Genomic DNA, 16,358 nt, shown 5'->3' with positions numbered 1-16,358 from the left:
TCATATCCACTGTGAGTGATTGCGGCTTAACTTGTCGACAAGTATACAGAATGCGATTTTGTTTCACTTTGGGCATGATAAAACTAGATTTCTCGCCAATACCTTTTTTCAAGTGACGGCACGAATTCAATTGTTGAAGATAATTTCACTTGTAAGCGTTCTATATCAGAAATAAAGGAGAACATAACATCATGAGCACTCTTTTTGGACTATCCCACAATGCAACATTATTGGTTTGGACGTTAATTGCGATCGTTTTTCTGATCGTCTTGATCTCCAAGTATAAATGGAATCCCTTCATCACCCTGCTGTTGTCCGCATTAATGCTCGGTTTGCTTACAGGTATGAAACCTGCCGATGTGATCTCTTCCATTACCGGTGGACTTGGCGGCACACTTGGAACCATTGCGATTGTTATTGCTCTCGGTACGATACTTGGTAAGATGATGGCCGAATCGGGCGGTGCCGAGCGCATTGCCACGACATTGGTCGATCGGTTCGGTGTGAAACGTGTGCACTGGGCCATGATGATTGTTGGTTTTATCGTTGGTATTCCCGTTTTCTTCGAAGTCGGCGTAATTTTAATGATTCCGATCATTTTCACCGTTGCACGTAAAACCAACATGTCTCTGCTGCAGATTGGTATTCCCATTTTGGCCGGTCTGTCGACTGTACACGGTTTGGTTCCCCCCCACCCAGCGCCAATGATAGCGATTGAAGCCTTTAGCGCGGATCTGGGTAAAACCATTCTGTACTCCCTTATTGTTGGTATCCCTACAGCAATTATTGCAGGGCCTTTGTTTGGTAAATTTATTGGCAAAAGAGTACACACCGAACCGCCAGCTGAACTGGCTGAGCAATTCGCAACCAAAACAAACAGCAACATGCCCGGGTTTGGTATTACCCTGTTTACCATATTGCTGCCGGTTATTTTGATGCTGATTGGTTCCATAGCCAGCATCATTGACCCTAACGCCACGAGCGGCCTCACTGTTTTCAGTGAATTTATCGGTCATGAGATCATTGCTCTGCTCATTTCAGTTGTATTTGCCCTCTTTTCACTCGGCTTTGCACGTGGATTTACGAAACACGATATCTCTCGCTTCACCAGTGAATGTCTGGCGCCTACGGCGACCATCATTCTTATCATTGGTGGAGGCGGTGCCTTCAAACAGGTATTGATTAACAGTGGTGTAGGTAACGCCATTGCTGAAGTGGCCACCCATGCCAACATTAATGTAATCTTCTTCGCCTGGCTTGTCGCTGCACTTATTCGTGTAGCTACCGGTTCAGCAACCGTAGCCATGACAACAGCAGCTGGCATCGTCGCTCCAGTGCTTGCACTCACCCCAGGGGCCAATATTGAGCTGGTTGTACTTGCTACAGGTGCAGGGTCACTCATCTTGTCCCATGTGAATGATGCGGGATTCTGGATGATCAAAGAATTCTTTAATATGAGCGTTGCCCAAACATTGAAAACGTGGACCGTTATGGAAACACTATTATCCGTGGTTGGACTGATCTTTATTTTGCTCCTGAGTACAGTGGTATAAATGGAGTATCTATAGTAGAAAGAAATTTAAATCTCATCGCTTTCTGGAGAAAGAAGGATTATATATATGAACAACTATATGATTGGGATCGATATTGGTACAACCAGTACCAAATCCGTGTTATTTACCGAGCAAGGCTCCGTCATCAGTACCTCAACGCAGGAATACCCTTTGTATACCCCTGCACCCGATGTTGCCGAACAGGACCCTGAAGAGATTGTACAAGCGGCCCTGCGCTCTGTCCGTGGAGTCATGGATCAGAGCGGTGTAGCTGCCGAGCAGATCCTGTTTGTATCCTGCAGCTCAGCTATGCATAGTGTCATTGCCATGGGACAGGATAACACACCCTTAACCCGTTGCATCACCTGGGCGGATAATCGAAGTGCAGCATGGTCTGCCCAGCTGCAAGAGAATGGATTGGGACATCGCATCTACCTGCGCACAGGTACACCTATTCATCCGATGTCACCTCTAACCAAACTAATGTGGCTGCGCCACGATGAACCCGAACTTTTCGAGCGCACAGCCAAATTTATTTCTATTAAAGAATATCTATTCTTCCGTCTATTCGGACAATATGTCGTCGACCATTCCATCGCTTCCTGCACAGGCTTGCTCAATCTGGAACAACTGGATTGGGATGCGGAAGCCCTTGAGATTGCAGGCATTACACCAGACCATCTCTCGAAGCTCGTGCCCACAACACATATATTAGAAGGAATGAATCACGAATCGGCTGAAAAAATGGCTCTCTCCCCCTCCACGCCCTTTGTAATTGGCGCAAGTGACGGGGTTTTATCCAATCTCGGCGTTAACGCCATTGAACCTGGTGTTGTCGCAGCAACCATCGGAACCAGCGGTGCCATTCGTACAGTCGTGGACCGTCCAGTTACCGACCCCAAAGGTCGAACGTTCTGTTACGCCCTTACAGAGAATCTTTGGGTTATTGGTGGGCCTGTGAATAACGGTGGCATGCTGTTTCGCTGGGTGCGGGATGAATTCGCCGCGTCTGAAGTGGAGACAGCGAAGCGACTTGGCATCAATTCCTATGATGTGCTGACCAAAATTGCCGAGCGTGTCCGGCCAGGATCGGAAGGACTTCTGTTTCATCCGTACCTCTCGGGCGAACGTGCCCCATTGTGGAATCCGGATGCCCGTGGTTCCTTTTTTGGCTTAACACTCCATCATCAGAAAGAGCATATGATCCGTGCTGTCCTGGAAGGGGTTATTTTCAACCTATACACAGTACTGCTCGCCATGGAAGAACAGATTGGGCAGCCTACCTCCATTCAAGCCACCGGTGGGTTTGCACGCTCTCCGCTCTGGCGCCAGATGATGTCTGATATCTTCAATCAGGAAGTCGTTGTGCCCGAAAGTTTCGAAAGTTCCTGTCTGGGTGCTGTCGTACTTGGTTTGTACGCTACAGGACGGATCGATTCGCTTCATGCCGTTTCTTCCATGGTGGGTACAACGCATCGACACACCCCTGTCAAAGAGAATGCTGCCATCTACCGAGAGCTGCTGCCCATCTTCATTCGGATCTCTCGCAAACTGGAAGAGGAATACGCAGATATCGCTGAATTCCAGCGTAAGATGTCCCTTCCCCGTCTCTAAGTCATTCCTCCATAGTTCCATAGATCGACTCTTCACAATAAAAGAGGTTGTCCGCCAAAACCAGTAATCGGTTTTGGCGGACAACCTCTTTTGCTATACACGTATAATCTATCCTTCGGAATCATATGATACATTCATAGCATTCTATCTCCATATTTGAGCATCCACCTACCTCTTCATTCCGGATAACTCACATTCCAGATGTCTCAAAATGAAGTCCTCTTGGTCCATAATTCTTCTACATCGCCGATTACAGAATTACCATCTTTTCAACAAATACACCACTACTCCTGTTCAATGAATTGCATGAGTTTACCGCCCTCTTCGTCACTACCCTGACATTGAATTCGTAGCTTTCACCATCGCCCCATTGCCAAGAAAAAAACGAGGTTGAGAGGTAACCCTTTTTCTAATCTCGATCATGCTCCATTTTCACTTCACGGTTATCCACAGACAGGTTATTCACAAACGAAGAATACTTTTACACACAATTTGGCATCATTTGACGGATAACCTGTGTATAAAACATTTTTGGTTTTTGGGTCTTTCTGTCGAAAATTAAACAGTTTATAAACAATATATTGTGTTGTGACTAAAAATTATACACAAGTTATTGAATTTGTGGATAAAATCACGCGATACGTTGAAATGCGGGGTTTCTTTTGCTATGATTGTATTACTTTTGGATGTGAATATGTGATCTGACCCATAATATTATCAACAGCCTGTGGATAAAGTTGTGAACAATTTTCCGTTGTTCATACTTTTTTTGTTTTCGACCTGCGGGGGTTTGGGGATAAATTCAACAATATATCTCGTATTTCGACACTGCATCATGGCTTAAGCCACACTTGGAACATGTAAAAGGAGTGACAGTCTGTGGACAGCCATACTTCTGATTTATGGCAGCAAATTTTATCAATCATACAAAACAAACTCAGCAAACCCAGTTTTGATACCTGGTTTAAAGCAACCAAGGCTACTAAACTGAATGACCGCTCCATCGTCATTTCCGCACCAACTACGTTTGCCGTCGAATGGCTGGAGAGCCGTTACACCAAATTGGTTGGATCGACGGTATACGAACTGCTTGGCAAACAAGTCGATGTGAAATTTGTCATTGAAGAGAACAAGCCTGCTGAACCGGACCCGCAACTGCCGGCACCAACGCCTACAGTTGTACAGGAAGAAGCGGTACTCAGCATGCTGAATCCGAAATATACGTTCGATACATTTGTCATCGGGCCGGGCAACCGTTTTGCCCATGCCGCATCGCTGGCGGTCGCTGAAGCGCCCGCCAAAGCTTATAACCCTCTCTTTCTGTATGGAGGGGTAGGTCTCGGTAAAACTCACTTGATGCATGCGATCGGACATTACGTTCTGGAGCATGATCCGGGCAGCAAAGTCGTTTATTTGTCGTCTGAGAAATTCACGAACGAATTCATTAACTCGATCCGTGACAACCGCGGGGAAAGCTTCCGTAACAAATACCGGAGCGTCGACATTTTGCTCATTGATGATATTCAGTTCTTGGCGGGAAAAGAATCAACACAAGAGGAATTTTTCCATACGTTTAATGCGCTGCATGAGGAACGGAAGCAGATCATCATCTCCAGCGACAGACCACCAAAGGAAATTCCGACACTGGAAGAACGACTTCGTTCTCGATTTGAATGGGGGTTAATTACGGATATCCAGCCTCCAGATTTGGAGACAAGGATCGCAATCTTGCGGAAAAAGGCACGTGCGGAAAACTTGGATATTCCGAATGAAGCGATGATGTACATTGCCAACCAGATTGACACCAACATCCGTGAACTGGAAGGCGCCCTGATTCGGGTCGTTGCTTATTCTTCACTGACTAATCAAGATGTAACCACTCATCTGGCAGCTGAAGCACTGAAGGATATTATTCCTTCCAGTCGTCCCAAAATGATCACTATTCATGACATCCAACAAAAGGTCGGCGAGTACTATAGCCTTAAGCTTGAAGATTTCAAAGCACGGAAACGGACCAAGGCAGTTGCTTTCCCAAGACAGATTGCCATGTATCTCTCTCGTGAACTGACAGACTTTTCTCTGCCCAAAATCGGGGAAGCATTCGGAGGACGAGATCACACCACTGTCATACATGCTCACGAAAAAATCTCCCAAGCGATTAAAAACGATCAGGATCTCTATAAAGTTATCAACAACTTAACCGAAAAAATTAAGAATCCAACCTGAACAAGTCCCAAGCCTATGCACAACGTATACACATGTGGATAGGCTTGGGTGTACGGGTTTATACCCACTTATCCACATATTCAGTGCCCCTATTACTATTATTACTAAAAAGATCTTAAAGATATCATCTCCAAAATAGCCATTTCGGAGCTTAGCCTTCGGCCTTTGAAAAACACCTTTCAACACCCCAACACCCAAAAAATCAGCTAGGAGTGAAACCATGAAAATCAGCATAATGAAAAACTACTTAAACGATTCCATACAGCAAGTATCCAAAGCGATCTCGAGCCGTACAACGATTCCGATTCTGAGCGGTATCAAATTCGACGTGAATCATCAAGGTGTAACGTTGACAGCAAGCGACACCGATATATCCATTCAATCCTTCATCCCGCTTGAAGATGGAGATAAAAGCGTAGTTCAGGTAGATCAACCGGGAAGTGTAGTTCTGCCAGCCAAGTTTTTCGTGGAGATCATCAAGAAGCTGCCATCCCAAGAAGTGCACATGGAAGTCAAAGAAAACTTCAACACCTTTATCTCCGCAGGTGCTACCGAGATTCAACTGGTAGGTCTTGATCCGGAAGAATTCCCGGTACTGCCAAGCATTGAAGAAAACCAAACGGTCTCCATTCCAGGAGATTTACTGAAAAATATGATCAAACAAACCGTCTTCTCCATTTCCACACATGAGACAACTCCAATCCTGACAGGTGTACTCTGGAGTTTGGGTGACAACGAATTGAAATTTGTGGCAACAGACCGCCACCGTCTTGCTACTCGTTCAGCAATGCTGGATAATGCAGAAGGTATCCGCTTCAACAACGTGGTCATTTCCGGTAAAACGCTGAACGAGCTCAGCAAAATTGTTCCGGATCAAAATACGCTTGTGGATATCGTTGTTGCAGACAATCAGGTTCTCTTCAAAATCGATCGTGTATTGTTCTACTCCCGTATTCTGGACGGAACATATCCCGATACTTCTAGAATTATTCCAACGTCATACAAAACAGAACTTGTTTTGGATACAAAAAAATTAAGTGAATCCATCGACCGGGCTTATTTGCTGTCGCGTGAAGAGAAAACAAACATCGTGCGTATGCAAACGATGGATTCAGGATCCGTTGAAATTTCTTCAAGCTCTTCCGAGCTAGGTAAAGTAAGAGAAGAAATCGAACCTGCCGAGTTTACGGGAGATCCGTTAAAAATCTCGTTCAACTCCAAATACATGCTGGATGTGCTGAAAGTCGTTGAAAGTGAGCAGCTGATGATCGCTTTTACAGGAGTCATGAGTCCAATCATCTTGAAACCGCTGGATGACAGTCATAGCCTTTATGTGATATTGCCATACCGGACGACCAACTAACGAAAGGAAGATCACAGTGAAACAAGTTACAATTCGAACGGAATATATTAAGCTTGATCAATTTTTGAAACTGGCTGATTGCATCCCAACTGGAGGTATGGCCAAAGCTCTGCTTCAAGAAGGACTTGTACGTGTGAATAAAGAGCCTGAGGAACGCCGGGGACGTAAGTTATACCCTGGGGATATCGTTGAAGTGGACGGAGAAGGCACATTCGAAGTTGCTGCAGAATAAGAAGACCAGTTCGATCCTGCTGCCTCCTGACGGACGGGATAAAAGGGAGGTTACCGCGTGTTTGTGAACAGCATTGATCTGCAGAATTTCCGCAATTATGAACATCTGAGACTGGACTCTTTTGGTCCCGTAAACTTGTTGATCGGGCAAAATGCCCAAGGCAAGACCAATCTTGCAGAGGCGATTTTTGTACTTGCACTCACCAAGAGCCACCGCACATCCCGAGACAAGGAGCTGATTCGTTTCGGTGAGGAACGTGCCAGACTTGCAGCAGAGGTCGACAAAAAGTACGGATCGGTCAAGCTTGAGCTATCTTTGTCGCAACAAGGCAAAAAAGCAAAGATTAACGGCCTGGAGCAGCGCAAGTTAAGTGATTTTGTCGGAGCGCTCAATGTCGTGATGTTTGCTCCGGAGGATCTGGAGATTGTAAAAGGCACACCGGGGGTCCGCCGCCGGTTTCTTGACATGGAGATCGGACAGGTTGCACCAGGTTACCTGTATCACCTGCAGCAATACCAAAAAGTGCTCGTCCAACGAAACAATTTGCTTAAGCAGCTTTGGGGACAAGGGGCATCAGCCCAGACCATGCTTGAGGTATGGAACGAACAACTGGTCGAGCATGGTGTTAAGATCGTCAAAAAAAGGAAACAATTCATAAAGAAACTGCAAAAGTGGGCAGAAACGATTCATCAGGGGATCACCGGAGGCGGAGAAGTCTTGCGGCTGGCCTACCTTCCGTCCTTCAGCGAAGCCGCTGAGGAAGATGAAGCTGTCTTAATGGACCAATTTATGATAAAATTATCACAAATGAAAGAGCAGGAGATTCGCCGAGGCACAACCCTTAGTGGGCCGCATCGGGATGACCTGTCCTTTTTCATTAACGATCGGGAAGTACAAACATATGGCTCCCAGGGGCAGCAGCGCACAACGGCGTTGTCCCTTAAACTTGCGGAAATCGAACTTATTCACGAAGAAATCGGAGAATATCCGGTCCTGCTGCTGGATGATGTTCTGTCAGAGCTGGACCCTTTTCGCCAGACGCAGCTGATCGAAACGTTCCAGAGCAAGGTGCAAACCTTTATTACAGCTACGGGCATCGAGAGCCTGAACGTTGACAAGCTCAAAGATGCCAGTATTTATCACGTTCATGCCGGACAGGTTGAACGCTAAGGAGTGAGGGCTTATGTACATTCATCTGGGCGGTGAGAAGATCATCCGTTCTTCCGAATTGGTCGCTATTTTTGATATATCGATTGAAAAATCCTCAAAGATCTCCAAGCAGTATGTCACACATGCCGAGCAGGAAAAAACAGTGGAACACATCGGTGAGGAGGAAGCCAAGTCCATTGTGGTGACCAAAAACATTGTGTACTACTCGCCGATCTCCTCAGCCACGCTGAAGAAGCGGGCTCACATTTTTCCTGATCTCTAGTGTAATTGGCATAAGGGTGTGTCTTTTGCTGCTTGTCTTTATGTGGACAACTGGCTGAAATGAAGGACGTTGCCTATTTCAGCAAACATTAATTAGTTAACGCATATTTACGATATTGAATCTATAGAAGTAGGTGAAAGGCATGTCTATGAATCAACCGTCATATGATGCGAATGAAATTCAGGTCCTTGAAGGATTGGAAGCCGTACGGAAGCGTCCGGGGATGTATATCGGTTCCACCAGTTCCAAGGGCCTGCATCATCTGGTCTGGGAAGTAGTGGACAACAGTATCGACGAAGCTCTCGCGGGTTACTGTGACCACATTGAGGTCAGTATCCATGAAGACAATAGCGTGACAGTAGTCGATAACGGTCGGGGTATTCCTGTCGGCGAACATGCCAAAATGAAACGTCCTGCACTTGAGGTCGTTATGACTGTCCTCCATGCAGGAGGAAAATTTGGCGGCGGTGGATATAAAGTATCCGGTGGTTTGCATGGTGTCGGTGTATCCGTTGTGAATGCTCTCTCTGAAAAAGTGGTTGTAACTGTTAAACGTGAGGGACATATTTACCAACAGGAATATCGCCGTGGAGCTCCACAGTATGACCTGAAAGTAATCGGTACAACGGAAGAAACGGGAACAACGGTTAGGTTCCATCCAGACCCTGAAATTTTCACGGAAACGAGAGTTTATGAATATGACATCTTGCTTGCCCGTATTCGTGAGCTGGCGTTCCTGAACAAGGGGATTGGTCTGACACTGACGGATGAGCGTACAGGTGCAACCAACTCGTTCCTGTACGAGGGCGGCATTATCGAATACGTCTCCTTCCTCAACCAGAAGCGTGAAGTACTGCATGAAAATCCAATTTACGTCGAAGGTTCCAGAGACAACATTCAGGTGGAAGTTGCGCTGCAATACAATGACAACTACACCGAGAATATCTATTCCTTCGCCAACAATATCAATACGCATGAGGGCGGTACGCATGAATCAGGTTTCAAGAGTGCCCTTACACGGATTATCAATGACTACGCTCGTAAAGCGGGGGTAATCAAGGATAGCACGGGTAACCTTTCCGGGGACGACGTGCGTGAAGGCTTGACCGCTATTATTTCGGTCAAGATTCCGGAACCGCAATTTGAGGGACAGACAAAGACCAAGCTGGGTAACAGCGAAGTTCGTGGGATTGTCGAATCCTTGTTTGCCGAGAAACTGCAGGAGTTCCTGGAAGAGAATCCTTCCGTATCCCGTCGCATTTTGGAAAAAGGACTGCAAGCAGCACGCGCGCGTGAAGCGGCCCGTAAAGCCCGGGAACTGACACGTCGTAAAGGTGCACTCGAAGTAAGCTCACTTCCAGGTAAACTGGCAGACTGTTCATCCAAGGATGCTTCAATCAGCGAATTGTACATCGTCGAAGGTGACTCTGCCGGCGGATCAGCGAAGCAAGGCCGTGATCGTCATTTCCAAGCGATTTTGCCACTGCGTGGTAAGATTCTGAACGTGGAAAAAGCTCGTCTCGACCGGATCTTGGGTAATGCGGAGATTAGGGCAATTATCACGGCGATGGGTACAGGTATTGGTGATGACTTCGATATTGCCAAAGCCCGCTATCACAAAATCATTTTGATGACCGATGCCGACGTCGATGGTGCTCATATCCGAACACTGTTGCTGACATTCCTGTATCGGTACATGCGTAAAATCATTGAGGCAGGTTATGTATATATTGCACAACCGCCATTGTTCAAGATTGAGCGTAACAAAGTGATTCGTTATGCCGGTTCCGAGAAAGAGCGCGATGAAATTATTGCAACGCTCGGCGAAAATGCGAAATTCAACGTTCAGCGTTACAAAGGTCTTGGCGAGATGAATGCCGGACAATTGTGGGAAACGACGATGGATCCGGAGAGCCGGACCATGATGCAAGTATCGATCAATGATGCCATACTTGCTGATACCATGTTCGACACCCTGATGGGAGATAACGTTGAACCGCGTCGTGACTTTATCCAGGAAAATGCGAAATACGTGAAAAACCTCGACATTTAACGATATTCGAAGAGGCGCCTGTGAGGGCGCCTTTTTATATTATTGGAATCACGGAATAGGAAGCAGTAGACTTCCGTATCCCGTTGTTAGCGACGTACACGTTTTTTGGCAGAAGAGGCCTGTGCTTTGGGGGATGGACGAGAACTCTTACTCTTTTTGGAGGGCAAACGACCGTACGCAATTGCATAGCGTTTGATCTTCCGGTACGTCCCCTTGTCCGGTAGTAAACCAAAAGCATAAATGCCCGGCAGTGTGTTAACTTCAAGAATCCAGGGACGTCCTTCTTCGTCTAGTGCAATATCAATACCAATCTCTTTGAGTCTTGGAAATGATGTTTGCAATTGCACAGCAGTATGGATACCTAAGCGGTACAGCTCATTGCGAAGTTTTTTAAAGCCATCCTGGTGAAGATGGGGGAGTACGAGTTCTTCAAACGTGGCCAATCGCCCACCACCATGAATGTTGGTGATAATTTTGCCCGGTGCAGCAACACGTCCCAGAATACCTGTTGTTTCCCAGTTGTGTTGCAGATTTTTCTGAGTCAACACACGCAAGTCAAAAGGCAAATCTTCATGCTTCATCAGCGAGATTCCCTGTTGAATGATATACTCACGATCCTGAATGCGATCATTCAGTGCTCGTTCGAGTTCATCTAGGGAATGAAATGATCTCTCCTCTGTACCGTATTGGAGTTGATATGTTGTTGTGAGCTCGGTAGCTCTGGAGGTAATACCACTTGCTTCGTGTTCATCAGGTGGGTTTAGATCATTGGATTCTTCCGGAACCTCTGCTTCTGTGGTGGGATCTTCGGAATTAACGACAGGTACGTATAAACGGGTTGTTTTCACCCGCATGACTCCATTACCGTAAGTACCACGGTCTGGTTTGATATAGTTGGACTCAAATAATTCAGTCATTCGTTCCAGAGTTTGACGGCTATATTTTCGGGTGACTGGGATATATTCATTCACCATGCGACTGCGTTGCAACACAGTTGTTTTGGCCCATTTGCTGGAGACACGTTGGATACCCAAGATCCATCAGTCCTTTCATGTTTTGCTCAGTTCTAAAGAGGGAAAGACACGGAGAAATCAAAGGACAAGAGACGATTTCAGTGGTATAATAGAGAAATATGGCGTTTTGTGCGATGAGCTGCACAATTTGCAGTTTGATCGTAGGACGGGAATGGCTTTAGCCTCGGTGAGCACAGTACATATGCCGTTTTTCTAGCATTGTATGTGCAATTGAGGAGGAAGGCAGGGCGTATCCCCAGACACGCAGAAGTTCCCGGAAGAAAGGCTATTGCCCAGCGGACGTTTAATTGTGTAACTTTTGTGAAAGTAATATAATAAAGAGTAGCGTTCTTGCGCGGTTTTAGCCTTGTTAGGCTTTTCACATATAATCAATTTTCTTGCATGACGGAATGGAACGTTTGTTGAAGGACAAGAAGGAGGTCCAGCATGGCGGAAGAAATGAACTCTCAGATTACAGATCGGGATATAGGCGTTGAGATGCGTGAATCGTTTATGGATTATGCGATGAGCATCATTGTTAGCCGTGCCTTACCTGACGTACGTGATGGATTGAAGCCGGTTCACCGGCGTATTCTGTACGCAATGTCAGAGCTCGGCATGACACCCGATAAACCACATAAAAAATCAGCCAGAATCGTCGGCGAAGTTATCGGTAAGTATCACCCACACGGTGACTCTGCTGTTTACGAGACGATGGTACGGATGGCACAGGATTTCTCCCTGCGCTATATGCATGTAGATGGACATGGTAACTTTGGATCGGTCGATGGCGATATGGCAGCAGCCATGCGTTATACCGAAGCTCGTTTGTCCAAGATTGCTATGGAAATGCTTAGAGATATCAACAAGGATACGATTGATTTCCAGCCGAACTATGACGGTGAAGAACATGAACCAATCGTTTTGCCTGCTCGTTTTCCTAACTTGCTTGTCAATGGGGTCGGCGGGATCGCGGTAGGTATGGCCACCAATATTCCTCCTCATAATCTGGGCGAGGTCATTGATGGTGTACAGGCCATGATTCAAAATCCGGACATTACATCCATGGAACTCATGGATTATATTCAAGGACCAGACTTCCCTACATCTGGCTACATTTTGGGACGCTCAGGCATTCGCCAGGCGTATCAGACCGGACGTGGTTCAGTAACGATGCGGGCCAAAACCAACATCGAAGAGAATAACAACAAGGCGCGAATTATCGTTACGGAACTGCCTTATCAGGTGAACAAGGCGAGACTCGTTGAGAAAATCGCCGAGTTAGTACGTGATAAAAAGATTGATGGCATTACTGACCTTCGTGATGAGTCTGACCGTAATGGTATGCGGGTTGTAATTGAGCTACGCAGAGACGTGAATCCGGGGGTTGTCCTGAACAACCTATACAAACATACATCGATGCAATCCACTTTCGGGATTAACATGCTTGCGATTGTGAATAAAGAACCTAAAATTCTGAACCTGCGTGAAGTGTTGTATCACTACCTGCAGCATCAGATTGAGGTTATTCGCAGACGTACGCAGTTTGAACTGAAGAAGGCTGAAGCTCGCGCACACATTCTAGAAGGCTTACGCATTGCGTTGGATCATATCGACGAGATAATTACATTGATTCGTTCATCCAGTAATGCAGATGCAGCCAGAGAAGGTTTGATTGAGCGTTTTTCACTCAGTCATGATCAGGCTCAAGCTATTCTCGATATGCGTTTGCAACGCCTCACAGGTCTGGAACGCGAACGTATTGAAAATGAATATAACGAACTGATGGTCAAAATCAGAGAGTATCGCGAAATTCTGGCCAATGAGCATCTGGTGCTTGAGATTATCAGTACAGAGCTGCAAGAGATCCGCGACCGCTTTAGCGATGATCGTCGTACAGAGATCACTGTAGGTGAAGAGAGTATTCTGGATGAGGACCTGATTCCACGTGAAGAGGTTATCATTACGATTACCCATACAGGCTACGTGAAACGTCTGCCGGTATCCACATACCGCAGCCAGAAACGTGGTGGACGTGGGGTCGTGGGTATGGATACGAAAGATACCGACTTTGTTGAGCATCTGTTCGTGACCAACTCTCACAATTACCTCATGTTCTTCACTGACAAAGGTAAAGTGTATCGTCTCAAAGCTTACGAGATTCCAGAGCTTGGACGTACCGCACGGGGAACACCGATCATCAACCTGATCCAGATTGAGCAGGGTGAATCGGTTAATGCCGTGATTCCGGTTCAGGAATTTGAAAGTGACAGATACTTGTTCTTTGCTACCCGTCAAGGGGTTGTGAAGAAAACGCCACTTGAGGATTACACCAATATCCGCAAAGGCGGCTTGATCGGTATTTCCTTGCGTGATGATGACATTCTGATCGATGTTAAGCTGACCGATGGACAGCAAGAGATCATTATGGGTACAGCTCACGGAATGTCTATTCGATTCTCCGAAGGTAACGTACGTTCCATGGGACGTAGTGCAACCGGGGTTAAAGGTATCACATTGGATGAACAGGATGCCGTTATTGGCATGGATGTAGTCGATCAAGAGCTTGATGTTCTGATCGTTACAGCTAAAGGTTACGGTAAACGTACACCTGTCAGTGACTATCGAATGCAGACTCGTGGCGGTAAAGGGATCAAAACCATCAATGTCACAGAGAAGAACGGCGCTGTAGTCAGCCTCAAAATGGTTAAAACCGAAGAGGATTTGATGATTATCACGTCTAGCGGTACGTTGATCCGGATGAGCATGGAAGGCATATCCACTATGGGTCGATACACGCAGGGTGTGAAGCTGATTCATATTCGTGACGAGGATTCAGTAGCTACAGTCAGCCGAATTGACAAAAATGAAGAAGAACCAGACGATGAGTCACTTGAAGGCATGGAAGGCGGGGAAACTCAAGCTCCGGCAGTAAGCCTTGAAGAAGGAACCGTTTCTGAGGCGGAAGCTGATGCTGAAGTTGAGGGCGACGATTCCGGTTCGGAAGCATAAAATAGAATTTTATAAAGATTGATCTCTTTGAGATTGGAAGAAGATTGCGAGGGCTCCCACGGGGAGCCCTTTTGTTTGTATAAAGGAATCTCTTCTTTTATTCTTCCGAATCTGGGATGTACAGCCTGATTCCTGAGTAATATAATGGGAAATATCATGAAAAACCGGGACTATGGTCTTGTTTGTATTAACATAGAAGAACGATGAGTGAGGGGAATACACATGGGATTAATCACCCTGTCAGAAGTCAAACCAGGACTCAAACTTGGGAGTGATGTGCAAACACTTCGCGGCAACGTTCTGCTTCAGAAGGGAAAAGTCATTTTACCCAAGGATATGGAAGTGCTCAAAGCCTTTATGATTCAACAGGTAGATATTGAACAAGAAAGAACGGTGTCGAGTAGTACAGGAACCAAAGGTGCATCTGTGTCCGCAGGAAGTTCTGCCAATGACAACAATGGTGAACGGGCAGGGAAGACAGGGAACTTCACCACAGCTCCTGTAGTAACGTCTTTGCAGGATGAGTATGAGAAGATGGTCGGACTAACCAAAAATGCTTTCCTGTCCTCTCTGGCGGCTGAATTACCGGTCTATGAGTTACGTACACAGTTGGAGGCAGTGTTTGCACATCTCAAACAATATAATGTGCTTACCTTCAGTCCACGAGTAATGCAAGAACATGATTATGTATATCACCATGCCGTACTGAGTGCGATCACATCCTATCAACTGGCTCAATGGATCGATCTCCCCTCCAAGGATTGGATGCAAGTGGCTTTTGCAGGCTTGTTCCATGATATTGGTAACAACAAGGTAGATCCGCAGATACTCCATAAACCATCCACGTTGACGGCTACAGAGCAGGAAGAGATTCGTCAGCATACGAAGTATGGCTATCAGATCCTTAAACAGGCAAAGGCCATTAATGAGGGAGCAAGACTTGCAGCTTTGCAGCATCATGAAAAAGTGGATGGATCAGGCTACCCGTTGCAGCTTAGTGGGACGCAAATTCATATTTATGCCAAGATTGTAGCTATCGCTGATATTTTCCACGCCATGACGCTGGAGAAGATCTACCGCAAGGCACAATCACCATACCTAGTCCTAGAACAGATCCAAAGTGAGGCATTTGGGAAACTGGACCCTGCAATCGTAAGTGTATTTGTTCAACGGTCGACCCAGATCCATAATGGCATCCGAGTGAAACTCAGCAATAACCAAATTGGAGAGATCGTATTCTCTGATCGAGATCATCCTACACGGCCTATGGTGTCAGTAGAAGGAACCATCATTAACCTAATGCAGCAAAGGCAGCTTCACATTCAAGAGGTTATCGGTTAACTATAGATATTAGAGCAACTTGAGGAGAGGGTCTTTCTTTTTATAGAGAGGCCTTTTCGTTTGAGATATAAAAGGAATGTAGATATACCAGAAAAGATTATAGATAGATGTTTTTTTTACTCAAAAAAGACTTGCAATCAAAATCTGTACATGGTATATTCTAAGTCCGGCCAAGAAAACACAGTTTACACGGTGCGGCAAGCAAATCAATTAAGCTTCGAAAGAAACTTAAAAAAGTGCTTGCAAAGTTGGTTCGGATGTGATAAGATATAAAAGTTGCTGAAGAGAACGACATTCGGTAGCGAAACAAGTTTGATCTTTGAAAACTGAACAACGAGTGAGTAAAACATTCTGCTTGCAGAATGAATGTGAAAGTTTGAAACAAGCCTTGGCTTGAATCGACTGGAGCACAAATGAGATTTTTAATCTCGTCAGATTCAAAATGAGCTTATCGCTCTTTTCAATACTTTATTGGAGAGTTTGATCCTGGCTCAGGACGAACGCTGGCGGCATGCCTAA

At 45.9% G+C, this 16,358-nt stretch carries 11 protein-coding genes; 10 read left to right on the top strand and 1 reads right to left on the bottom strand.

Going from position 1 to position 16,358, the window contains the following annotated elements:
* Nucleotides 1-191 precede the first annotated feature (191 nt).
* The 8 genes from AB4111_RS19040 (at nt 192) to gyrB (ending at nt 10,473) form a co-directional block, all read left to right on the top strand.
* A complete protein-coding gene (locus AB4111_RS19040) occupies nt 192-1,553 on the top strand; it encodes a GntT/GntP/DsdX family permease (RefSeq protein WP_442032804.1) in 1,362 nt (453 codons plus the stop codon).
* 66 nt (nt 1,554-1,619) lie between these two features.
* Entirely contained in the window at nt 1,620-3,167 is a 1,548-nt protein-coding gene (gene gntK, locus AB4111_RS19035) for a gluconokinase (protein WP_442032803.1), read from the top strand.
* A gap of 879 nt (nt 3,168-4,046) precedes the next feature.
* On the top strand, nt 4,047-5,393 hold the full coding sequence (gene dnaA / locus AB4111_RS19030; protein ID WP_036611990.1) for a chromosomal replication initiator protein DnaA: 1,347 nt from the start codon (nt 4,047-4,049) through the stop codon (nt 5,391-5,393).
* Nucleotides 5,394-5,613: 220 nt separating this feature from the next.
* The gene (dnaN, locus tag AB4111_RS19025; RefSeq protein ID WP_017691408.1) at nt 5,614-6,756 is read left to right on the top strand and encodes a DNA polymerase III subunit beta; all 1,143 of its coding nucleotides are present in this window, start codon (nt 5,614-5,616) and stop codon (nt 6,754-6,756) included.
* 16 nt (nt 6,757-6,772) lie between these two features.
* Complete coding sequence (gene yaaA, locus AB4111_RS19020; RefSeq protein ID WP_307415480.1) at nt 6,773-6,988, top strand: S4 domain-containing protein YaaA; 216 nt, start codon at nt 6,773-6,775, stop codon at nt 6,986-6,988.
* 57 nt (nt 6,989-7,045) lie between these two features.
* The gene (gene recF / locus AB4111_RS19015) at nt 7,046-8,158 is read left to right on the top strand and encodes a DNA replication/repair protein RecF (protein WP_076216624.1); all 1,113 of its coding nucleotides are present in this window, start codon (nt 7,046-7,048) and stop codon (nt 8,156-8,158) included.
* 13 nt (nt 8,159-8,171) lie between these two features.
* Nucleotides 8,172-8,420 carry an extracellular matrix regulator RemB gene (gene remB, locus AB4111_RS19010; protein ID WP_017691405.1) on the top strand — a complete coding sequence of 83 codons (249 nt, stop codon included), beginning with the start codon at nt 8,172-8,174 and terminating at the stop codon, nt 8,418-8,420.
* Nucleotides 8,421-8,562: 142 nt separating this feature from the next.
* Nucleotides 8,563-10,473 carry a DNA topoisomerase (ATP-hydrolyzing) subunit B gene (gene gyrB / locus AB4111_RS19005; RefSeq protein ID WP_442032802.1) on the top strand — a complete coding sequence of 637 codons (1,911 nt, stop codon included), beginning with the start codon at nt 8,563-8,565 and terminating at the stop codon, nt 10,471-10,473.
* An 86-nt stretch (nt 10,474-10,559) separates the two neighbouring features.
* Here gyrB and AB4111_RS19000 read toward each other — a convergent pair whose 3' ends face one another.
* Complete coding sequence (locus AB4111_RS19000) at nt 10,560-11,507, bottom strand: YheC/YheD family protein (protein WP_442032801.1); 948 nt, start codon at nt 11,505-11,507, stop codon at nt 10,560-10,562.
* 426 nt (nt 11,508-11,933) lie between these two features.
* Here AB4111_RS19000 and gyrA point away from each other — a divergent pair, with 426 nt between their 5' ends.
* A complete protein-coding gene (gene gyrA / locus AB4111_RS18995; protein ID WP_442032800.1) occupies nt 11,934-14,498 on the top strand; it encodes a DNA gyrase subunit A in 2,565 nt (854 codons plus the stop codon).
* A gap of 222 nt (nt 14,499-14,720) precedes the next feature.
* Entirely contained in the window at nt 14,721-15,839 is a 1,119-nt protein-coding gene (locus AB4111_RS18990; protein ID WP_442032799.1) for an HD-GYP domain-containing protein, read from the top strand.
* The last annotated feature ends 519 nt before the right edge of the window (nt 15,840-16,358 follow it).

The organism is Paenibacillus sp. 2KB_22, from assembly GCF_052115745.1.
Lineage (GTDB): Bacteria > Bacillota > Bacilli > Paenibacillales > Paenibacillaceae > Paenibacillus.
This window is presented reverse-complemented; position numbering and strand designations above follow the sequence as displayed.

Bases quoted from the DNA above. Each gene is read 5' to 3' on its own strand.
- AB4111_RS19040 (WP_442032804.1), top strand. From the start codon at position 192: ATGAGCACTCTTTTTGGACTATCCCACAATGCAACATTATTGGTTTGG.
- gntK (WP_442032803.1), top strand. From the start codon at position 1,620: ATGAACAACTATATGATTGGGATCGATATTGGTACAACCAGTACCAAA.
- dnaN (WP_017691408.1), top strand. From the start codon at position 5,614: ATGAAAATCAGCATAATGAAAAACTACTTAAACGATTCCATACAGCAA.
- remB (WP_017691405.1), top strand. From the start codon at position 8,172: ATGTACATTCATCTGGGCGGTGAGAAGATCATCCGTTCTTCCGAATTG.
- gyrB (WP_442032802.1), top strand. From the start codon at position 8,563: ATGTCTATGAATCAACCGTCATATGATGCGAATGAAATTCAGGTCCTT.
- gyrA (WP_442032800.1), top strand. From the start codon at position 11,934: ATGGCGGAAGAAATGAACTCTCAGATTACAGATCGGGATATAGGCGTT.
- AB4111_RS18990 (WP_442032799.1), top strand. From the start codon at position 14,721: ATGGGATTAATCACCCTGTCAGAAGTCAAACCAGGACTCAAACTTGGG.